This is a genomic window from Variovorax sp. GW823-FHT04B03 (assembly GCF_058796495.1).
Window position 1 is genome coordinate 265001 of sequence record NZ_JBXAIT010000005.1, and the last position, 20732, is coordinate 285732.

Consider the following 20732-nt stretch of genomic DNA (forward strand, 5'->3'; position numbering starts at 1 on the left):
GCCTTACTTGGCGCCGCCCAACACCCAGGCGGCCAGCGCCTTGGCATCGGCCTCGCTCATCGCGGGTTGCGCGGGCATGGGCACGGCGCCCCACTTGCCGGTGCTGCCCTTCTGGATGCTCGCGGTGAGCGCGGCGAGCGCGTCGGCCTGGCCGGTGTACTTCTTCGCGACGTCGAGGTAGGCGGGGCCGACCAGCTTCTTGTCGACCGCATGGCAGGCGAGGCAGGCGTTCTTCTGGGCCAGTTCCTTGTTGGCAAGGGCCGGTGTCGACAGCAGGATGGCGGTGACAGCGACGGCGAGCGACGGCAGCAGCAACTTCAATTCGGTCTCCTCGAAACGCGCCCCGAAGCGGCCGGTTTCATCGTTAAATAAGTAAATCGTTATGTATTGATTTTAGGGACGATCGTGAACAAGGGAAGGGCTTTGCTCTTGGGGGAAACCCGTTCGGTTTCGCCATGCATAACGTCAGCTGCGGACGGCGGTGCGCGCTTGCTGCAGGCGTGCTTCGAGGTAGGCGCCGTAGAAGTCCGAGTCGCCGCCGGTCAGGCGCTCGGCGACCTCGCGGCCGTTGCGGCCGAAGAAGAGCACGGTCGGTGCGACGGTGACTTTCCACGCCTTGATGAGCGCGTCGTGCGTGCGCGTGGCGCCGTCGAAGTCGCGCACGGTGCGTTGATCACGAAAGTCGATCTGCACCACGGGCAAGCCCGCGGCGAGTTCGGGCATGAGGTAGTGCTCGCGCGCGATCTTGCAGAAGGGGCAGCCCTGCAGGCTGGCCATGACGACCAGCGGTTGCGAGCGGGCTAGCGCCGCGGCGAGCGCACCCGCCAGCGAAGCAGGTGCGGGCAATTGCACATCGGCCGCATGCACGGCCATCGGCGCCACGCACCACGCGGCGAGGCCCGCGACGAGCTGCCGGCGCGTGCGGTCGCCGCTCATCGCGCCTCCTGCTCCAGCAGCAGGTAGGTGTTGTAGGCGTTCATGCGGTTGGCCACCTTGAACAGCGGCCAGGCCTCGAAGCGCGACCAGTCGGTGGCGGCGTAGGCCTCGTCGAAGGGTGTCATCTCGGTGGCGGCCTTCTGCATCGCGCCGCGCAGGAAGACGAGGTAGTCGCGCGTCTGCCGCAGGTCTTGCGCCGGGTCGTCCGACGCGGGGCCGTGGCCCGGCACGATGGTGCGCGCATCGAGGGCGAGTAGCGCGTCGAGCGACGTGATCCAGTGCCGGCTGTCGGCCGAGCCCACGTAGGGCGTGCGGTTGCGGAACACGATGTCGCCGGTGAACAGCACCTTCTGCTGCGGCAGGAAGATGGCCAGGTCTTCGGGCGTGTGCGCGGGACCGGCGGGCTGGATCACGAAGCGCGTGCCGCCGATGGTGAGCTCGGTGCGCCCGTCGATCCACACGTCGGCCGGCACCAGCCGCGTGCGCTCGTCGATCCACGGTGCGAGCTCCTGGCGCGAGGCCTCGAGCCGCAGCCGCGCGGTGTCGGACGTGAGGTAGCTCTTGCCTCGCGCGTGCGCCACGATCTGCGCGCCCAGCGCCTTGAACACCTGCAGGCCGTAGATGTGGTCGGCGTGGTAGTGCGTGAGGATGACGTGGCTGATCGGCTTGGGCGTGAGCTTGCGGATCTCCTCCACCATGCGCTCGGCGACGGCGGGCGAACCCAGCGCGTCGATCATCACGACGCTGTCGCGCGTGACGACGAAGCCGGCGTTGGAGATGAAGTTCTGGTTCTCCTTCGAGCCCAGCGCGGGAATGCCCTGCACGTAGTAGATGTCGGGCGCCACCGGCAGCGGGCGGATCTCGGGGGCTGCGAACGCGGCACTGGCGCTCAGCCAGAGCGCAGCGCACATCAGCAGCGCCTTCGCGCGAACGGCGGTGGGCCGGCACGGGAACATCGTGGGTCGTCTCCTGCGGGCTGGGCGGCGAGGGCCGCGGGCTTGCCCGGCTGTAAATATAAGCAGAAGATGATATTTTGCGGGCAACGACAACAGCCAGAGGGTTTCCCCATGAGACACGCATTCATCGCTTTCCTGCTCGCCATGGTCGCCACGTTCGCGGGCGCGCAGGAGACCAAGGTGGTCTACCACGTCAACACCGGCGTGGAGAGCAGCGCCGCCATCCTGGCGAACATCACGAACCACCTGAACGCAGACCCGAAGGCGAAGATCGTGGTGGTCACGCACGGCCCCGGCATCGACTTCCTGCTGAGCGACGCCAAGGACAGCCGGGGCCGCGAGTTCAGCGGCCCGGTGAGCGCGCTGGCCGGGCGCGGCGTGGAGTTCAAGGTGTGCAACAACACGCTCACCACGCGCAACATCGACGCGGGCAAGCTGCTGATGGAAACCAAGGTGGTGCCCTCGGGCGTGGCCGAGGTGGCACGGCTGCAGGCGAAGGAAGGCTACGTCTACCTGAAGCCCTGAGGCGCGAAAGCCGGCTGACGCCGGCCTTCTTCTCTTCTTATTCCTGTTCGATGGCGATCTGCACGCAGATGCTGCGGCACAGCGCCACCACGGTCTCGTTCGCGATGCTGTAGTAGATGCTCACGCCGTCGCGGCGCCGTGCGAGCACGCCCGCCTGATAGAGCGTGTTCAGGTGCTGCGACATGTTGGGCTGCGTGGTGTCGATCTGCGCGAGCAGCTCGCTCACGTTCTTCTCGCCGTTGCACAGCAGGCTCACGATCTTCAGCCGCATGGGCGCGGCCATGGCCCGGAACAGGTCGGCGGCCATGTCGAAGACCTCGTCCTCGGTGACAGCCGCGGACTTCTTACGGGGTTTGGTGGCCATGCTGAATAGGTTCATGCGCAGGTCGCAATGTACATCGGCGTCTGGCGCAGCGAGCGATGTCCCGGCGGCCGTACGGCGATTGCACGCCGCCGCCGCGTCACAAAAGCGACGCGCTGCCCGTCTTCGGGGTGCGGGGATGTCCCCGCGCAACCACCCGGAGCACCCCGCATGCACGCCACGCCAAAGATAGCCCTGCCCTATCGGGGCCATTGCCACGTCTTTCTCGACAGCGTTCGGACGCGATCTAATAATCAAAGCACTTTCTTTGATAAAAAAGCAGGTTGCGTATGAACAAACAATCCAGGACCTGGCTCGGCGCCGGTCTCACGGTCGCGGTGCTGGGCGCGGCGGGCTACGGGCTCGTGGCGAAATTCCAGCCGGCCCATGCACAGGGCGGCGCGATGCCGCCGGCCAAGGTGGCGGTGGCCCCCGCGCGGCAGACCGAGATGGCGCGCTTTCTCGGCGGCATCGGCACGCTGGAGGCCAACCGGCAGGTCGAGGTGCCGGCCGAGGTGGAGGGACGGGTCGCGAAGATCCTGTTCACGCCGGGCGCGCAGGTGCGCGCCGGCCAGTTGCTGGTGCAGCTGAACGATGCGCCCGAGCAGGGCGACCTCGAACGGCTGCGCGCCCAGCAGGCCAATGCCAGGGCCCTGCTCGAGCGCACGCGCCGTCTGCTGCCACAGCAGGCCGCCACGCAGGAGCAGATGGAACAGGCGCAGGCCGCCTTCGACCAGGCCAGCGGCGAGCTGCGCCGCGTGCAGGCGCTCATCGAGCAGAAGCACATCCGGGCGCCGTTCGACGGCGTGCTGGGCATCCGCAAGGTCAACCTCGGCCAGTTCGTGCGCGCCGGCGACGCGCTGGTGTCGCTCACCGATGCGCGCACGCTGTTCGCCAACCTCACGCTGCCCGAGAACGCGCTGCCGGCGCTGCGGCGCAACCAGGCGGTAGCGCTCGCGGTCGATGCCTACCCGGGCCGCGTGTTCCCCGCGAAGCTCAGCGCCATCGAGCCCATGATCGGCAGCGACACGCGCACCGTGCGGCTGCAGGCCACGGTCGACAACGCCGACGGCGCGCTCACGCCCGGCATGTACGTCAATGCCAAGGTGGCGCTGCCCGCGCGCGCCGACGCCATCGCGGTGCCTGAAACCGCCATCACCTACAGCACGCACGGCGACTCGGTGTTCGTGGTGCGCGCCGGCGAAAAAGGCGACGGCTTCTCGGTGCAGCAGGTGTTCGTGAAGACCGGCGAGCGGCAGGACGGGTTGGTGGTTGTCGAGCAGGGCCTGAAGGCCGGCGAGCAGGTCGTCACCTCGGGCCAACTGCGCCTGTACAACGGCGCGGCCGTGGCCCCGGCCGCGAAGGACACGCTGGCCCTGCAGGACGCGAAGTCATGAAGTTCACCGACCTCTTCGTGCGCCGGCCCGTGCTGGCGCTGGTGGTGAGCACGCTCATCCTGCTGCTCGGCGCGCGTGCGCTGGGCGACCTGCCGGTGCGCCAGTACCCGCTCACCGAGAGCACCACGCTCACCATCACCACGCAGTACCCCGGCGCCTCGCCGGAGCTGATGCAGGGCTTCGTCACGCAGCCCATCGCGCAGGCGGTGGCGACCATCGAGAACGTCGACTACCTGTCGTCGTCCTCCACGCTGGGCCGCAGCGTGATCAGCGTGCGCATGAAGCTCAACGCCGACGCCAACCAGGCGCTCACGCAGGCGATGGCGCAGGTCAGCCAGGTGAAGTACCGACTGCCGGCCGAGGCCTTCGACCCGGTGATCCTCAAGTCGTCGGGCGAGGCCACGGCCGTCGCCTACGTGGGCTTCTCGAGCAAGACGATGCCCGTGCCGCAGCTCACCGACTACCTCTCGCGCGTGGTGCAGCCGCAGTTCGCGTCGATCGAGGGCGTCTCGGGCGTCGAGGTGTCGGGCGGGCAGACGCTCGCGATGCGCGTGTGGCTGGACGCCAACCGCATGGCCGCGCGCGGCATCTCGGCCGGCGAGCTGGCCGACGCGCTGCGCCAGAACAACGTGCAGGCCGCCCCCGGGCAGGTGAAGGGCCTGTACGTGGTGTCGAACATCCGCGTGAACACCGACCTGGTGAACGTGGCCGAGTTCCGCGACATGGTCATCAAGCGCGACGGTGACGCCATCGTGCGCCTGGGCGACGTGGCCACGGTGGAGCTCGGTGCCGCGAGCGCCGACAGCAGCGCGACGATGGACGGCGACAAGGCCATCTACCTGGGCCTGCAGGCCGCGCCCAACGGCAACCCGCTGGTGATCGTGAAGCGCATCCGCGACCTGCTGCCCGGCATCAAGCAGAACCTGCCGCCGGGCGTGGAGGTGCAGCTGCCCTTCGAGCTCGCGCGCTTCATCGAGGCCTCGATCGACGAGGTGCAGAAGACGCTGCTCGAAGCCATCGCCATCGTGGTGCTGGTGATCTTCCTGTGCCTGGGCTCGCTGCGCGCTGTGCTCATTCCGGTGGTGACCATTCCGCTGTCGATGCTGGGCGCGGCGGCGCTGATGCTGCTGTTCGGCTTCAGCATCAACCTGCTCACGCTGCTGGCGATGGTGCTGGCCATCGGCCTGGTGGTGGACGACGCCATCGTGGTGGTCGAGAACGTGCATCGTCACATCGAGGAAGGCAAGTCGCGCGTGCAGGCCGCACTGATCGGTGCACGCGAAGTGGCCGGCCCGGTGATCGCGATGACGCTCACGCTGGCCGCGGTGTACGCGCCCATCGGCCTCATGGGCGGGCTCACGGGCTCGCTCTTCAAGGAGTTCGCCTTCACGCTGGCGGGCGCAGTGGTGGTGTCGGGCGTGATCGCGCTCACGCTGTCGCCGGTGATGAGCTCGTTCCTGCTGCCGCAGGACGCCACGGCGGGCCGCATGGCGCGCTATGCCGAGGCCTTCTTCCACAAGCTGGCCACGGCCTACGGACGGCTGCTCGACGTGTCGCTGCACCACCGCTGGGTCACGGGCCTGCTGGCGGCGGCCGTGCTCGTGAGCCTGCCCTTCCTGTACAACGCGGCGCAGCGCGAGCTGGCGCCCGGCGAAGACCAGGCGATGGTGATGACCGTCATCAAGTCGCCGCAGCACGCCAACATCGACTACGTCGAGAAGTTCGGCCAGAAGTGGGACGAGGTGCTGGCCAAGTTGCCCGAGAACACCGGTCGCTGGCTCATCAACGGCTCGGACGGCGTCTCCAACAGCATCGGCGGCGTGCAGCTGTCCGACTGGAACGCTCGCCAGCGCAACGCCGACCAGATCCAGGGCGACGTGCAGGGCGGCATGAACGAGGTCGAGGGCAGCAGCGTGTTCGCCTTTCAGCTGCCGTCGCTTCCCGGTTCGACCGGTGGGCTTCCGGTGCAGATGGTGATCCGCAGTGCGGGCGACCACCGCAGCGTGTTCGAGGCGATGGAAACGCTGAAGAAGGCGGCACGCGAGAGCGGCAAGTTCGCCGTGGTCGACAGCGACCTGGAGTTCAACAACCCCGTGACCGAGGTGCGCGTGGACCGCGCCAAGGCCAACAGCATGGGCGTGACCATGAAGGCCATCGGCGGCACGCTGGCCGTGCTGGTGGGCGAGAACTACGTCAACCGCTTCGGCATGGACGGGCGCTCGTACGACGTGATTCCGCAGTCGCCGCGCGACCAGCGGCTCACGGCCGAGGCGCTCGCGCGCTACTTCGTGAAGAGCGCGAGCGGCCAGCCGGTGCCGCTGGCCAACCTGGTGCAGCTGTCGACCAGCGTGGGGCCCAACAAGCTCACGCAGTTCAACCAGCTCAACGCCGCGACCTTCCAGGCCATTCCGATGCCGGGCGTGACCATGGGCGACGCCGTGGCGTTCCTGAGCGAAGAGGCGAAGAAGCTGCCGGCCGGCTTCAGCTACGACTGGCAGTCGGACGCGCGCCAGTTCACGCAGGAAGGCTCGGCGCTGGTGATGGCCTTCGTGTTCGCGATCGTGGTGATCTACCTGGTGCTGGCCGCGCAGTACGAGAGCCTGCGCGACCCGTTGATCATCCTGGTCAGCGTGCCGATGTCGATCTGCGGCGCGCTGGTGCCGCTGGCGCTGGGCTTTGCCACCATCAACATCTACACGCAGATCGGACTGGTGACGCTCATCGGGCTCATCAGCAAGCACGGCATCCTGATGGTGGAGTTCGCCAACGAGATCCAGGAACGCCTGAACCTGGAGCGCCGCGCCGCCATCGAGCAGGCCGCGCGCATCCGGCTGCGCCCGATCCTGATGACCACGGCCGCGATGGTGGTGGGCCTGGTGCCGCTGCTGTTCGCGAGCGGTGCGGGCGCCAACAGCCGCTTCAGCATCGGCCTGGTGATCGTGGTCGGCATGCTGGTGGGCACGCTGTTCACGCTGTTCGTGCTGCCCACCATGTACACGCTGCTGGCGCGCGACCACCGCACGGTGGGCCGCTCGCAGCGCGCCGCCGAACTCGAGGCGCTCGTGGCGCGCGAGCCTGCCGGCGACACCGTCTGAGACACCGGGAGCATGACCATGACGACAAGAAGACCCTTCTCCTACGCCGCACCGTTCGCCCTCAGCCTGCTGGTGCTGGCCGGTTGCGCGGTCGGGCCGAAGTACGCCGCGCCGAACGATGCGCCGGTGACCATCTCTGCCCCCGAGCGCGCGCTGTTCGCGCCCGACGCGGTGCAACGCGACTGGTGGCGCCAACTCGACGACCCGCAGCTCGACGCGCTCATCGAACGCGCACTGGCCGGCAACCACGACATCCGCATCGCCCACGCGCGGCTGCTGGAAGCGCGTGCGATGCAGACCGAAGCCGAGCTCGACCGCCTGCCCGTGGTGACGCTGGGCGCCAGCAAGACGCGCAGCATCGCGCAGGGCAACGGCGTGCCGGCCGATGCGCGCACGCTGGCCCAGAGCAGCCGCGCCGGCTTCGACGCCGGCTGGGAGATCGACCTGTTCGGCCGGCTGCAGCGCCTGGACGAAGCCGCCACCGCGCGCGCCCAGGCCAGCGCCGCCGACCTCGCACAGGTGCGCATCGTGGCCGTGGCCGAACTGGCGCGCAACTACTACGAGATGCGCGGCGCCGAGCAGCGCCTGGCCGTGACGCAGCGCACGCTCGAGAGCCTGCGCCAGAGCCTGCGCGTGACCGAGGCGCAGGTGCGCACCGGGCGCGGCCTCGAAGGCGACCTGGCGAGCGCGCAGGCCAACCTGGCCAGCACCGAGAGCCAGCTGCCCGCGCTCGAGACCACGCGCCGCCAGGCCGCGCACCGCGTCGCCGTGCTGGCGGGCCTGCGCCCGGCCGAGCTGGCGCCCATGCTGCAGCCGCACCCGCTGCGCGTGCTCGACAAGCGCCTGCCCATCGGCGACCTGGGCGATCTGCTGCGCCGCCGGCCCGACGTGCTGCGCGCCGAGCGCGGCCTGGCCGCCAGCACGGCCGACGTGGGCGCGGCCACGGCCGAGCTGTACCCGCGCGTCGACATCGGCGGCTTCCTGGGCTTCATCGCGCTGCGCGGTGCCGACCTGGGCAGTTCGTCGAGCCGCGCCTTCAGCGTCACGCCCGGCGTGAGCTGGCCTGCGCTGCGGCTGGGCTCGGTCAAGGCCCGCCTGCGCGGCGCCGAGGCGCGTGCCGAGGGCGAGCGCGCCGTCTACGAACAGACCGTGCTGCGCGCCATCGAGGACGTCGAAAGCGCCCTCACCGGCTACGGCCAGAACCAGCTGCGCCTGCAGCGGCTGCTGGAGGCCTCGGCCCGCAGCGGCCGCGCCGCCGAGCTGGCCGAAGTGCGCTACCGCGAAGGCGCCGCGCCCTACCTGAGCGTGCTCGACGCGCAGCGCACCCTGCTGCGCGCGCAGGATGCCGTGGCCGAGGCCGAAACCGCCTCGTTCACCAGCCTCGTGGCGCTTTACAAGGCGCTCGGCGGGGGGTGGCAAGCGCCCGAAGGGAGCGCCGGGCCGTCCCCAAGCTCCCTTGCTCCCCTCGGGGGACGGGCCCGGCTTGCCGGGTCCTGGGGGCCCATTCCAGCGAAGGGAGGCCCAACCACCTGACAATGACGCTGTTTTCCCCCACGACCGAAGCCGCCATGTCCGCCCCCGATGCCACCAAGCCCACCTGGATGCCGCACCAGCCGGCAGACCGCATCCTCTCCACGCTGAAGACCCGCGGCGCGCTCGGCATCCCCGACATCGCCAAGGTGCTGCACGTGACGGTCGAGGCGGTGCGCCAGCAGATGTCCAAGCTCGAGACCGAAGGGCTGGTGGACGCCGAGAGCCGCTCCAGCGGCCGCGGCCGTCCGACCCAGATCTGGCGGCTCACCGGCGAGGGCCACCGGCGCTTTCCCGACACGCATGCCGAGATGACGGTGCAGATGATCAGCGCCGTGATCAGCGTGTTCGGCGAAAAGGGCATGGACCAGCTCATCGGCGCACGCGAAGCCACCATGCGCGCCACCTACACCGAGGCCATGCGCGGCGCGCGCAACCTCGAGACGCGGCTCGAGCGGCTCGCGGACATCCGCAGCCGCGAGGGCTACATGGCCGAGTACCGGGCCGAGGGCGACGGCTTTCTCTTCATCGAGAACCACTGCCCCATCTGCACCGCGGCGCAGGCCTGCACCGGCTTTTGCCGCAGCGAGCTGCAGCTCTTCGACGAGGTGCTGGGGCCCGAGGCCGACGTGAGCCGTGTCGAGCACGTGCTCGCGGGCGCGCGGCGCTGTGCCTACCGCATCGTGCCCAAGGCCCGCGCCTGAGGCACCGAACTGTTTTTTCCCTTCCACCAACTAGAAAGAAAGGCTCCACCATGGAACACACCCTTCCCCCGCTGCCGTACGCCATCGACGCCCTGGCCCCCGAGTATTCGAAGGAAACGCTCGAGTACCACCACGGCAAGCACCACAACGCCTACGTGGTGAATCTGAACAACCTGCAAAAGGGCACCGAGTTCGAAGCGATGACGCTCGAAGAGATCGTCAAGAAGTCCAGCGGCGGCATCTACAACAACGCCGCCCAGATCTGGAACCACACCTTCTTCTGGAACTGCATGAAGCCCCAAGGCGGCGGCGCACCCACCGGCGCGCTGGCCAAGGCCATCGACGCCAAGTGGGGCAGCTACAACGCCTTCAAGGAAGCCTTCGTGAAGTCGGCCGTGGGCAACTTCGGCTCGGGCTGGACGTGGCTCGTGAAGAAGGCCGACGGTTCGGTGGACATCGTGAACACCGGCGCCGCCGGCACGCCGCTGACCACCGCCGACACGGCGCTGTTGACGGTGGACGTGTGGGAACACGCGTACTACATCGACTACCGCAACCTGCGCCCGAAGTTCGTCGAAACCTTCCTGGCCAAGCTGGCCAACTGGGACTTCGCGGCGAAGAACTTCGGCTGAAGCCCGCGCTGTCGGCATGAAGAAAAAGCCGGCCTGCGGGCCGGCTTTTTTCATGGGCGCGCCGTCACCATCCAGTCGATCCAGCGTGCCACGTGCGCCTGGTCGAGGTCGAAGTAGTGGGTGTGGGCGCCCAGGCCGAGGCAGGCCTCGTGCTCGGCCGCGACGCACCAGGCCGGCGGCGTCGTCACCTGCTCGTAGGGCTTGTCGTCCGCGCCCCAGAGCCAGCGCCCGACGTAGTCGCCCGCCGTGTAGAGGTTGACCCAGCGGGCCACGCCGACCTGGGCCGCGCTCGGCCCGCCGCCGTTCGCGTCTTCCGCCGTGACCCAGCCATAGAGGTGCGGAAAGCGCGCCGCATACAGCTGGCGCAGCGGACAGCCGGCAGTGAGCAGCAGGAGCCGGCTCTCGTTGAGCGCCGCCCAGAGGTCGGTCACCCGCGCATCGACTTTCTGCGCGGCGCGGAACTGCAGGTAGCGCAGCAGCTCGGTCGAGATCACCGTGCCCTGGCTGTGCGCCACGATCACGATGCGGTCGTAGCCCTGCGCCGCCACGTGCTCCAGCAGCGACACGTAGCGCGAGAAGATGCGCGCGCGCGGAATGGCGCGGCGCGGGAACTCGCGGAAGTGGCCGTCGACGTCCAGCGCCACGTCGAGCGGCATGCGCAGGCCCGGCACGGTGCGCGTGAGAAAGCCGCCGAGCAGCGAGACGGAGGCGGCCAGCGTGGCGGCGGTGAAGATCAGCGGCTTGAGGCCGCTCTGCGACAGCGCCGACACCCAGATCACCGCATCGTCGATCCACCCGCCGACCGAGACATTGCACTGCTTGAGCACCAGCAACAGGGCCACCGCGAAAGCGACCACCACGCTGGCGCTGGTCAGTACGGCGACGAAGCGGTCCAGCCGCCGGTAGCCCGCGCCGAGCCAGCGGCCCAGGCCCTGCGAGGTGCCGAAGGCCACCTTGAGCTCGGCGAACAGGCTGGGCACCAGCACCGCCACCAGGTAGGCCAGCAGCGACAGCGTGAGGCCGGCCGTCAAGGCGAAGGCCTGCGTGCTCTTCTCGTAGCGGCTGTGCAGGAAGTTCGCGCCGTCGGCCCAGTAGACGTCCTTGCCGAACCAGAACGGCGCGTAGTCGACGTCCTTCGCGCCGAGTTCCACGAGGTTCGTCAGCACGGCCCACGACACCATCGACAGCGCCACGAACGCCGCCACCGACACGAACAGCCCCAGCCGCCCCGTGGCGATGCTGGCGCGCGCGGCCGCGTCGCGGTCGGGCACCGTCTCCCCGGCGAGCAGCCAGGCGATGAGCAGCACGCCGGCCACGCCCCACCAGGCCACGACGCCCAGCAGCAGGTACTCGACCACCCGCATGCCGGCGCGCACCCAGTGGCGCAGGTCGTCCGTGGCGCCCGCGGCCGAAGCGTTGATCGCCACGTGCACCAGCAGCACCGCCGCGGTCAGCGCCATCAGCCCCAGCCCCCAGGTGCGCGCCGCCGGAAAGCGGTCGCGCGCGATGCGCAGGGCGCGGTCGGCCAGCGCCGCGAGCAGCGCCAGCCAGGCCACGCCGACCACCCAGTGCGCGGGCACCAGCGCCCACAGGAACCAGCCCGCCAAGAGCGCGTACAGGCCCACCACGATCCGCGAGGAAGCCTGAGTGCGCGCCTGGTAGCAGTACCACCAGATCGCCAGCACCGGCACCGCGACGGCCAGCACCCGGCGCAGCAGTTCGGTGAGCGACAACGCGTGGGGCGCGGGCTCGACCCGCGCCAGCCCACCGAGCCCCGCGATCACCAGCCCGACCAGCAGCAGCTGCAGGAAGAGGTTCGCCAGCAGGTTGGCAAAGGCCCAGTCGAGCGCGGTCTGCAGCGAGGCCAGGCAGGCCCAGCGCCGCGCGCCCGGCGGCCGGGGCTTCCTGTTCACGCCGGCCGCCTCAGCGGCCCGGTCCACCGCGTCGCGGCCCAGCTGCGAGAGGCGGAATACGATGGTGAAGAGCTCGGCGACGATGCGCGCCACCGAGCCCGGCAGGCGCGACAGGTCGGCCCAGTACATCTCGTGCACGTCGATGCGCTGCTGCACCGGCTGCCCGTGGGCATCGGTGGCGTCGCGCGTCATGCGCACACGCGTGGCCTCGTAGGCCTCGTGGTCGGGCTCGGCGCGCTGCGACTTGAACAGCAGGTAGTCGCTGAAGGCGATGTCGGGGTTGCTCTTCTTCAGCTCGCGCGGCGTGAGCGGCCCGCGCCCCTTGGCGGCGCGCACCACGCCCGCGTCGTCGGCCTCGGCGGTGGAGATCCAGTCGTCGGCGCTGAAGTCCGAGGTCTTCGACTGCCGCATTGCCTTGCGCACGGGCGGCACGTAGGCCTTCTGCGCGGCGCCGCCTTCCGTGGCGGCCTTCTCGTTCTTGTCCTGATGCCCCGTGCGCTGCTGCACCATCGAGGTCAGCGGCGGCACCGGCAGGAGGTGGCTGTCGCAGTCGGCCTGGCGGTAGGTGGCGCCCTCGCCGGGGTGGTTGAGCATCAGCGAGGCGATGGCGCGGGCCGTGTCGCCGGCCTTCTGGTCGGCCACGCCGTGGATGGCGATGACCGCGACGCGCTCGGGGCGCGCGGGTGGCTCGGACGTTGACTGCTCGGGCGGCGGTGCGCTCATGTGGGAACTCCTCCATGCCAGGCCGGTGCATGGCAGGAGGAATTGTCCGCAGCGCGTCGCCCTTGGCTTCCCCCAAACGGGGGATGCCGGATGGACAGGGGCTCCTCAGACGTTGATGAGGTTCAGGATGTTCCCGTCCGGGTCCTTGAACCACGCGACCTTCATGTCGCCCATGACGTGGATGTCGCCCGCGAGCGTGGTGTCGGGCATGTCGTAATGCTCGAAGCGCACGCCCTTGGCCTTGAGCGCGGCCACGAGGCGCTCGATGTCGCCGTCGACCGACCAGGTCACGGCCGTGGCCTGGTTGGTGCCCGCGAAGGCCGAGCGGTAGACGTTGAGCCGCGTGTTGCCGCTGCGGTAGACGACGACCTCGTCGCCTTCGGCGTCAACCTGCGCCAGGCCGAGCGTGTCTTCGTAGAAGCGTCGGGCCACGGCGAGGTCTTTCACCGCCAGGTTGGCCACTGCATCGATGTGTCCGAGCATGGGTGCCTCCTGCAAAGAGGAAGGGCGCCCGGAAGCCGCCGAGCGCCGGGCGAGCCAGAAATACTCAACCATTTGGTGGAGTATTCGACGCGCGATGGGCGGTGTCAAGGCGTCCGAAAGTACGCACCGCCCCGCGTTCTGCCCCCGCCAGCCGAGACGAGGGCCATCGCGAACCGCGAAAACCCCGCGCCGGCACTTCCGGCAGACTGCATCCCCCCTGCCCCCAGAACGAGACAATGCACCCCATGACCCGATCGACACTCCTCCGTCCGCTGGCGTTCGCGCTGGCTTTTGCCGCCGTGGCGGCCACCGCCCCGGCCCACGCCCAGACCGCCGCCTACCCCGCCAAGCCCATCCGCATGGTCGTGCCCTTCCCGCCCGGCGGTGGCACCGACATCCTGGCGCGCCTGGTCGCGCAGAAGCTCACCGAGGCCAACCACTGGACCGTGGTGCCCGACAACCGCGCGGGCGCCGGCGGCACCATCGGCATCGCCGAGGCCGCGCGCGCCACGCCCACGGGCTACGACATCGTGATGGGCCAGAAGGACAACATGGTCGTCGCGCCCTGGCTCTACAAGAGCCTGAGCTACAACCCGGTGAAGGACCTCACGGCCGTGGCCCACGTGGCCTACACGCCCGTGGTGATCGTCACGCAGGCCAACTCCAAGTTCAAGACGCTGGACGACGTGGTGAAGGCCGCGCGCGCCGCGCCCGACACCATCACCTACGGCTCGCCCGGCAACGGCACCACCATCCACCTGGCCGGCGAGATCTTCAACGGCGCGGCCAAGATCAAGATGCGCCACGTGCCCTACAAGGGCTCCAACGCGGCCATGATGGACGTGCTCGCGGGCAACGTCGACCTGATGGTGTCGTCGGTGCCTTCGGCCATGGCGCAGATCAAGGCCGGCAAGCTGCGCCCGCTGGCCGTCACCTCCGCCAAGCGCAGCACCTCGCTGCCCGACACGCCCACCGTGGCCGAGCTGGGCTACAAGGACTTCGACGTGAGCACCTGGTACGGCGTCTTCGTGCCGGCCGGCACGCCCAAGGACGTGGTCGCCACGCTGAACGCGGCGATCAACAAGCTGCTGGCCACGCCCGAGATGAAGGCGGCCATCATTGCCCAGGGCGCCGAGCCGCAGAGCATGACGCCCGAGCAGTTCGGCGCGCTGCTGAAGACCGACTACGAGAAGTGGAAGGGGATCGTGCAGGCCTCGGGGGCGACGATCGAGTAAGAGGGGTTTTCATACCAGGAACACCGCGGAACCGGCTTTGCCGGGCCGCTGGTGTTGCCCCCGGTAGGGGGTTGGCGAAGCGACACGAAGTGCGCGAAGCCTGGGGGCGAGCTCAATCAGGCACGAACTTCGTGTTGAAGATCTCGACGTCCGCCGCATCCTCGAACGTCGCCACCTGCCCCATCTTCCCGTCGCTCATGCGGCAGGCCGAGAACAGGCTGTAGCGGCCCTTGAAATAGAACTCGTCCATCACGATCAGCGCGTACGGGTACGGCACGAACACCTGGTGCTCGAAGACGATGCGGTGCACGTTCCTCGGCGATGGGAAGAGCTTGTATTCGACGGTGTCGATGGACTTTGCGGTGGCCATGATGTGGTCGCCGTGCTCAGGCCGGGTCGCGCACGTCGGCCACGGGGTTGCTGCCGAAGTCCGCGCGCGCCAGGTAGGCGAGCACCTTGGCCGCGGCGCTCTGGGGGCTGTCGAGCCGGCCTTCTTCCTTCATGCTCACGAAGCGCGTGCGGTCCGGGAACTGTTCGGCCGAAGCGCCGCGCAGCTGCACCTGCATGTCGGTGTCGATGATGCCGGGCGCCAGCGACACGATGCGTGCGCCGTTCGGCGCATGCACCTCTTCGAGCGCCACGGCGCGCGAGAAATGGTCCATGCCGGCCTTGGCCGCGCAGTACGGCGCCTGGCTGCCCAGGGCGTTGCGGCCCAGGCCCGACGAGATGTTCAGCACCTTGCGTGCGCCGCGCCATTCGCGCGTGCCGCCCAGGAAAGCGGCCGTGAGCAGCATCGGCGCCTCGAGCCCGATGCGCAGCGCCTGGGCCAGCTCGGCCGGCACGGCGCGCGACAGCGGCGCGGGGTTGCCGACGGTGCCGGCGTTGTTGATGAGCGTGACGCTGTCGAAGCGCTGGCCGTCCAGCGTGCGCAGCCAGTCCGACAGGCGCGCCGCGGCGGCCACCGGGTCGGACAGGTCCTGCTCCCATTGCGTCAGTTCGGCGCCGCCGGCCTTGGGGGCTTCGGCCAGTTCGGGCGAGGACTTGCGCGCGATGCCGAGCACCGTGTGGCCGGCCTGCAGCAGCTGTTCGGTCATGGCACGGCCCAGGCCGCGCGAGGCGCCGGTGATGACGGTGAGGTGGGAAGAGGCGGAGGTGGTCATGGTGGTGTGGGAGCAGGAGAAGGCCGCAAGGCTAAGGGATATCGAAAGGCCGCGCGCGTCAGCCGGTACGGAACTGGGCGCGCAGGAAGTTGCGGTGGCGGGCGATGTGCTGCAGCTGCGCCGGTGCGATCGAGCCGCCGAGGTCGACCTCATCCGCGCCGTTGAGCACCGCGTTGGCGTTCGCCATGGCGCGCGCCACAACCTCTTCCTCGCTCACGCCGAGCTGCGCCGCCAGGTCGAGCGCGACGCGGCGCATGGCGCGCTGCGACAGCATCCACATCGCGCCGAAGCGGTCCCAGGCCAGCGCGGCTTCTTCCGACTTCTCGCGGTCGGCCAGGATGTCCTTGAGCGGGCGCGCCAGGATCTCGTTGAGCGCGTCGATCTGTTCGCCCAAGGCCTCGGCGCGGTCGATGGCTTCTTCGAGCGTCGGGCCGTCGTCTTCCTCGTTGCGGGCCTGCGTGGCCTGTTGCTGCTGCGGCGGCAGAAAGCTCGCCTGTGCGTCGGCGGGCACGATCTGCAGGTGGTCGGAAAGGGCCATGGTCTTTTCTTCTTTCAGTTCGAAGTGCTGTTGTTCTTGCGGCTGGACATCGCGGTGGCGCGCAGGCCCGGCAGGTCGAGCACGCGCAGGCCACCGTACTCCACGCGGATCAGCCCTTGCGCCGACAGCGCATTGAGTGCCTCGTTCACGCGCTGGCGCGACAGGCCGACAAGGTACGCCAGTTCCTGCTGCGTGATGCGCAAGACCTCGCCCACGCCGGGGTACAGCACCGGGTTGAACAGCGACACCAGGTTGCGCGCCACGCGCGCGTCGGGGTTGTTCAGGCGATCGATCTCCAGCGCCGCGATGAACTGGCCCAGCCGCTCGTTGAGCTGGTTCATCACGAAGCGGTTGAAGCCGATGGAGTGGTCGAGCAGCCAATGGAAGCTCTCGATCGGCAGCCCCGCCACGAGGCTGCGGCGCAGCGCCTGGATGTTGTAGCGGTAGGGCTCGCGCTTCATCACCGTGCCCTCGCCGAACCAGCCGCCGGGCGGCACGCCGGTGTAGGTGACCGAGCCGCCGTCGGCGTTGTCGTTGCTCATCTTCAACAACCCTTCGACCACGCCGAACCAGTAGGTGGGCGAACGCCCGACCCGGCACACCAGGTCGCCGGGCTCGGCCTCGCCCACCACGAGCGTGGCCTCGGCGCGGCGGCGCTCGGCGGGCGTGAGCGTGGGCAGCCACGGAATGCCATCGAGTTCAGCCGCATTGGCGGGGCGCACGCGGTCCTTGATGGAACCGCCGAGCACGTTCTGTGGGTTGAGGTTGCCAGGAGGCATCGGGAAACTCCGGGGAGTAGTGTCCCTAGGATTGTCGTTGGAACGACAACCGGGCGTCAAAGTGGGACCTACGATCCGGCCACTGTGCAAACCACCGCCCCCACCTTCCCCCGTCTGCTGCTCGCGCATGCCGAGGCCCGTCCCGAGGCTCCCGCCGTGCGCGAAAAAGACCTTGGCATCTGGCAAACCTGGACCTGGAACGCCGTGGCGCAGGAAGTGCGCGAGATGGCCTGCGGTCTGGCAAGCCTTGGCTTCAAGGCCTTCGACAACCTTGCGATCGTCGGTGCCAACCGGCCGCACCTGTACATGGCCGTGCTCGCCGCGCAAAGCCTGCGCGGCGTGCCCGTGCCGCTGTACCAGGACGCGGTCGCCAGCGAGATGGTCTTCATGCTGAACGACGCGAGCATCGAGTTCGTGATCGTCGAAGACCAGGAGCAGGTCGACAAGCTGCTCGAATGCCGCGAGCTGCAGCAAGGCCAGGAGGGCCAGCAGCAGGGCATCCGCCACATCATCTACGACGATCCCAAGGGCCTGCGCCACTACGAGCAGCCGGGGCTCATGAGCTACGAGCAGCTGCGCGAGCTGGGCCGGGCCTTCGACAAGGCCAACGCCGGCTACTACGACCGCGCCGTGGCCAGCGGCGAGGCCAGCGACGTCGGCGTGATCCTCTACACCTCGGGCACCACCGGCCGCCCCAAGGGCGTGTGCCAGACGCACGCCAGCTTCATTGCGGCGGGGCGCGGCGGTGTCGAGACCGACAAGCTCGGCCCCGGCGACAACATCATGAGCTACCTGCCGATGGCGTGGGTGGGCGACCACCTGTTCTCGGTGGCGCAGTGGCTGGTGGGCGGCTTCACGCTCAACTGCCCCGAGTCGGCCGAGACGGTGATGAACGACATGCGCGAGATCGGCCCGAGCTACTACTTCGGCCCGCCACGCACCTTCGAAGGCCTGCTCACGGCCGTGTCGATCCGCATGGAAGACGCGGCCGCGCCCAAGCGCTGGCTGTACGCGAAGTTCATGGCGCTGGCGCAGCGCGTGGGCGCCGACATCCTCAACGGCGCACCCGTGAGCACCGGCGACCGCGTCATGTACAGCCTGGGCAACCTGCTCATCTACGGCCCGCTGCGCAACGTGCTGGGCATGAGCCGCATCCGCGTGGCCTACACGGCCGGTGCGGCCATCGGGCCCGACCTGTTCCGCTTCTACCGCTCCATCGGCGTGAACCTCAAGCAGTTCTACGGCCAGACCGAGACCTGCGCCTACGTGTGCCTGCAGCAGGACGGCAAGGTCAAGCTGCAGACCGTGGGCACGGCCGCGCCGGGCATCGAACTGAAGATCGCCGACGACGGCGAGGTGCTGGTGCGCGGCGTGTCGGTGCTCAAGGAGTACTACAAGCGCCCCGACGCCACCGCCGAGGTGCTCGACGCCAACGGCTACTTCCACACCGGCGACGCCGGCGTGCTCGACAGCGAAGGCCACCTGCGCATCATCGATCGCGCCAAGGACGTGGGCCGGCTCGTGGGCGGCGCGATCTTTGCGCCCAACTACATCGAGAACAAGCTCAAGTTCTTCCCGCAGATCAAGGAAGCCGTGTGCTTCGGCAACGGCCGCGACGAGGTCTGCGCCTTCATCAACATCGACTTCGAGGCGGTCGGCAACTGGGCCGAGCGCCGCGGCCTGGCCTACGGCGGCTATGTGGACCTGGCCGGCAAGCCCGAGGTGCTGACGCTGGTGGCCGAGTGCATCGCCAAGGTCAACGCCGACCTCGCGGCCGAGGACGGCATGGGCGAGACGCAGATCGCGCGCTTCCTCGTGCTGCACAAGGAGCTCGACCCCGACGACGACGAGCTGACCCGCACGCGCAAGGTGCGCCGCGGCTTCATCGCCGAGAAATACGCCGTGCTGGTCGATGCGCTGTACGGCGGCAAGACCGCGCAGTACATCGAGACCCAGGTCAAGTTCGAGGACGGACGCACGGGGGTTGTCAGCGCCACGCTGAAGATCAACGACGCCAAGACCTTCCCCATCGTGAAGGCCGCCGCATGAGCAATCGGAAAATTGGCGACGTCATCCTCGACGTCCAGAACATCAGCCTGAGCTTCGGCGGCGTGAAGGCGCTGACCGACATCAGCTTCAACGTGCGCGAGCACGAGGTGCGGGCCATCATCGGCCCCAACGGCGCGGGCAAGAGCTCGATGCTGAACTGCATCAACGGCGTGTACTGGCCGCAGCAGGGCTCCATCACCTTCCGCGGCCAGACCTTCAAGCACATGAACTCGCGCCAGGTGGCCGAGATGGGCGTGGCGCGCACCTTCCAGAACCTGGCGCTGTTCAAGGGCATGAGCGTGCTCGACAACATCATGACCGGGCGCAACCTCAAGATGAAGAGCGGCCTGTTCGCACAGGCGCTGCGCTGGGGCCCGGCCGAACGCGAAGAGCTGCAGCACCGCGAGTTCGTCGAGCACATCATCGACTTCCTGGAAATCCAGGCGCACCGCAAGACGCCGGTGGGCCGCCTGCCCTACGGCCTGCAAAAGCGCGTCGACCTCGGCCGCGCGCTGGCGATGGAGCCGCAGGTGCTGCTGCTGGACGAACCCATGGCCGGCATGAACGTGGAAGAGAAGCAGGACATGAGCCGCTTCATCCTCGACGTGAACGACGAGTTCGGCGCGACCATCGTGCTCATCGAGCACGACATGGGCGTGGTGATGGACATCTCCGACCGCGTGGTGGTGCTGGACTACGGCAAGAAGATCGGCGACGGCACGCCGGATGAAGTTCGGAACAACGAAGACGTGATCCGGGCATACCTCGGCGTGGAGCATTGACCATGGGATTTTTCCTCGAAACCCTTTTCGGCGGCCTCATGGTCGGCATGCTGTATTCGCTGATCGCGATCGGCTTCGTGCTGATCTACAAGGCCTCGGGCGTCTTCAACTTCGCGCAGGGCGCGATGGTGCTGTTCGCGGCGCTGGCCATGGCGCGCTTCGCCGAGTGGTTCCCGCAGTGGTTCGGCTTCCAGAGCCAGATCCTCGCGAACATCCTGGCCTTCATCGCCGCGATGGCGGTGATGATCGTGGTGGCCTGGCTCATCGAACGGCTGGCACTGAGCAAGCTGGTGAACCAGGAAGGCATCACGCTGCTGATGGCCACGCTGGGCATCGCCTACTTTCTCGACGGCGTGGGCCAGACGATCTTCGGCAACGACATCTACAAGATCGACGTGGGCATGCCCAAGGAACCGCTGATGGTGCTCGAAGGCACCTTCCAGGGCGGCCTGCTGCTGAGCCAGGAAGACCTGATCGCCGCACTGGTGTCCGCCGCGCTGGTGGTGGTGCTGGCCATCTTCTTCCAGAAGACGGCCACGGGCCGGGCGCTGCGTGCGGTGGCCGACGACCACCAGGCCGCGCAATCGATCGGCATTCCGCTGTCGCGCATCTGGGTGATCGTGTGGTCGGTGGCCGGTTTCTCGGCGCTGGTGGCCGGGATCATCTGGGGCTCCAAGCTCGGCGTGCAGTTCTCGCTCTCGCTGGTGGCGCTGAAGGCGCTGCCGGTGGTGATCCTCGGCGGGCTGACCTCGATCCCCGGCGCCATCATCGGCGGCCTGCTGATCGGTGTCGGCGAGAAGCTGTCTGAAATCTATCTCGGCCCCATGCTCGGTGGCGGCATCGAGATCTGGTTTGCCTATGTTCTTGCACTGGTCTTCCTGCTGGTTCGGCCCCAAGGGTTGTTCGGCGAAAAGATCATCGATCGGGTCTGAGC

20 protein-coding genes are annotated in these 20732 nt (G+C 68.7%); 10 read left to right on the plus strand and 10 right to left on the minus strand.

Annotated features, from left to right (window positions below):
• Positions 1-3: 3 nt before the first annotated feature.
• The 3 genes from AC1RAD_RS22245 to AC1RAD_RS22255 all read right to left on the minus strand — a co-directional run bounded on the left by AC1RAD_RS22245 (position 4) and on the right by AC1RAD_RS22255 (position 1892).
• Positions 4-321, minus strand: a complete 318-nt coding sequence (locus AC1RAD_RS22245) for a c-type cytochrome (protein WP_307581966.1) — start codon at positions 319-321, stop codon at positions 4-6.
• A 144-nt stretch (positions 322-465) separates the two neighbouring features.
• Complete coding sequence (locus AC1RAD_RS22250) at positions 466-936, minus strand: thioredoxin fold domain-containing protein (RefSeq protein WP_492737229.1); 471 nt, start codon at positions 934-936, stop codon at positions 466-468.
• Complete coding sequence (locus AC1RAD_RS22255) at positions 933-1892, minus strand: MBL fold metallo-hydrolase (RefSeq protein ID WP_492737231.1); 960 nt, start codon at positions 1890-1892, stop codon at positions 933-935. The genes AC1RAD_RS22250 and AC1RAD_RS22255 overlap by 4 nt, the downstream gene beginning before the upstream one ends.
• Before the next feature lie 111 nt (positions 1893-2003).
• Between AC1RAD_RS22255 and AC1RAD_RS22260 the strand changes: the two genes are divergently transcribed.
• The gene (locus AC1RAD_RS22260) at positions 2004-2417 is read left to right on the plus strand and encodes a DsrE family protein (protein ID WP_070063008.1); all 414 of its coding nucleotides are present in this window, start codon (positions 2004-2006) and stop codon (positions 2415-2417) included.
• 37 nt (positions 2418-2454) lie between these two features.
• Here the strand turns inward: AC1RAD_RS22260 and AC1RAD_RS22265 are convergent, their stop codons facing one another.
• A complete protein-coding gene (locus AC1RAD_RS22265; RefSeq protein WP_062473861.1) occupies positions 2455-2781 on the minus strand; it encodes an ArsR/SmtB family transcription factor in 327 nt (108 codons plus the stop codon).
• Between the two features lie 287 nt (positions 2782-3068).
• On the opposite strand from AC1RAD_RS22265, the gene AC1RAD_RS22270 reads away from it, so the two are divergent.
• The 5 genes from AC1RAD_RS22270 to AC1RAD_RS22290 are packed head-to-tail and all read left to right on the plus strand — an operon-like array spanning position 3069 to position 10136.
• Complete coding sequence (locus AC1RAD_RS22270; protein WP_492737233.1) at positions 3069-4175, plus strand: efflux RND transporter periplasmic adaptor subunit; 1107 nt, start codon at positions 3069-3071, stop codon at positions 4173-4175.
• Positions 4172-7270, plus strand: coding sequence for a MexW/MexI family multidrug efflux RND transporter permease subunit (locus AC1RAD_RS22275; protein WP_492737235.1), 3099 nt, complete (start codon positions 4172-4174; stop codon positions 7268-7270). Before AC1RAD_RS22270 ends, AC1RAD_RS22275 begins: the two co-directional genes overlap by 4 nt.
• A gap of 12 nt (positions 7271-7282) precedes the next feature.
• Positions 7283-8803: an efflux transporter outer membrane subunit gene (locus AC1RAD_RS22280; RefSeq protein WP_492737237.1), complete on the plus strand. Its 1521-nt coding sequence runs from the start codon at positions 7283-7285 to the stop codon at positions 8801-8803.
• A gap of 35 nt (positions 8804-8838) precedes the next feature.
• Positions 8839-9504, plus strand: coding sequence for a helix-turn-helix transcriptional regulator (locus AC1RAD_RS22285; RefSeq protein WP_070063058.1), 666 nt, complete (start codon positions 8839-8841; stop codon positions 9502-9504).
• A gap of 50 nt (positions 9505-9554) precedes the next feature.
• Positions 9555-10136, plus strand: coding sequence for a superoxide dismutase (locus AC1RAD_RS22290; RefSeq protein WP_492737239.1), 582 nt, complete (start codon positions 9555-9557; stop codon positions 10134-10136).
• A 50-nt stretch (positions 10137-10186) separates the two neighbouring features.
• Here AC1RAD_RS22290 and AC1RAD_RS22295 read toward each other — a convergent pair whose 3' ends face one another.
• The gene (locus AC1RAD_RS22295) at positions 10187-12772 is read right to left on the minus strand and encodes a hypothetical protein (RefSeq protein ID WP_492737241.1); all 2586 of its coding nucleotides are present in this window, start codon (positions 12770-12772) and stop codon (positions 10187-10189) included.
• A gap of 105 nt (positions 12773-12877) precedes the next feature.
• The gene (locus AC1RAD_RS22300) at positions 12878-13255 is read right to left on the minus strand and encodes a VOC family protein (protein ID WP_354347760.1); all 378 of its coding nucleotides are present in this window, start codon (positions 13253-13255) and stop codon (positions 12878-12880) included.
• 245 nt (positions 13256-13500) lie between these two features.
• Between AC1RAD_RS22300 and AC1RAD_RS22305 the strand changes: the two genes are divergently transcribed.
• Positions 13501-14490 carry a Bug family tripartite tricarboxylate transporter substrate binding protein gene (locus AC1RAD_RS22305; RefSeq protein WP_492737243.1) on the plus strand — a complete coding sequence of 330 codons (990 nt, stop codon included), beginning with the start codon at positions 13501-13503 and terminating at the stop codon, positions 14488-14490.
• Positions 14491-14602: 112 nt separating this feature from the next.
• Here AC1RAD_RS22305 and AC1RAD_RS22310 read toward each other — a convergent pair whose 3' ends face one another.
• Genes AC1RAD_RS22310 through AC1RAD_RS22325 form a run of 4 tightly spaced genes read right to left on the minus strand, consistent with a single transcriptional unit; the run spans position 14603 to position 16967 of the window.
• Positions 14603-14860, minus strand: a complete 258-nt coding sequence (locus tag AC1RAD_RS22310; protein ID WP_153281681.1) for a hypothetical protein — start codon at positions 14858-14860, stop codon at positions 14603-14605.
• Positions 14861-14876: 16 nt separating this feature from the next.
• The gene (locus AC1RAD_RS22315) at positions 14877-15650 is read right to left on the minus strand and encodes an SDR family NAD(P)-dependent oxidoreductase (RefSeq protein WP_492737245.1); all 774 of its coding nucleotides are present in this window, start codon (positions 15648-15650) and stop codon (positions 14877-14879) included.
• Between the two features lie 58 nt (positions 15651-15708).
• Positions 15709-16188 carry a hypothetical protein gene (locus tag AC1RAD_RS22320; RefSeq protein WP_062473882.1) on the minus strand — a complete coding sequence of 160 codons (480 nt, stop codon included), beginning with the start codon at positions 16186-16188 and terminating at the stop codon, positions 15709-15711.
• Between the two features lie 14 nt (positions 16189-16202).
• Complete coding sequence (locus tag AC1RAD_RS22325; RefSeq protein WP_062473884.1) at positions 16203-16967, minus strand: Crp/Fnr family transcriptional regulator; 765 nt, start codon at positions 16965-16967, stop codon at positions 16203-16205.
• 84 nt (positions 16968-17051) lie between these two features.
• Here AC1RAD_RS22325 and AC1RAD_RS22330 point away from each other — a divergent pair, with 84 nt between their 5' ends.
• Genes AC1RAD_RS22330 through AC1RAD_RS22340 form a run of 3 tightly spaced genes read left to right on the plus strand, consistent with a single transcriptional unit; the run spans position 17052 to position 20730 of the window.
• Positions 17052-19016, plus strand: coding sequence for an AMP-dependent synthetase/ligase (locus AC1RAD_RS22330; RefSeq protein WP_369645525.1), 1965 nt, complete (start codon positions 17052-17054; stop codon positions 19014-19016).
• The gene (locus AC1RAD_RS22335; RefSeq protein ID WP_062473888.1) at positions 19013-19798 is read left to right on the plus strand and encodes an ABC transporter ATP-binding protein; all 786 of its coding nucleotides are present in this window, start codon (positions 19013-19015) and stop codon (positions 19796-19798) included. The genes AC1RAD_RS22330 and AC1RAD_RS22335 overlap by 4 nt, the downstream gene beginning before the upstream one ends.
• Positions 19799-19800: 2 nt before the next feature.
• On the plus strand, positions 19801-20730 hold the full coding sequence (locus tag AC1RAD_RS22340; protein ID WP_070062998.1) for a branched-chain amino acid ABC transporter permease: 930 nt from the start codon (positions 19801-19803) through the stop codon (positions 20728-20730).
• The last annotated feature ends 2 nt before the right edge of the window (positions 20731-20732 follow it).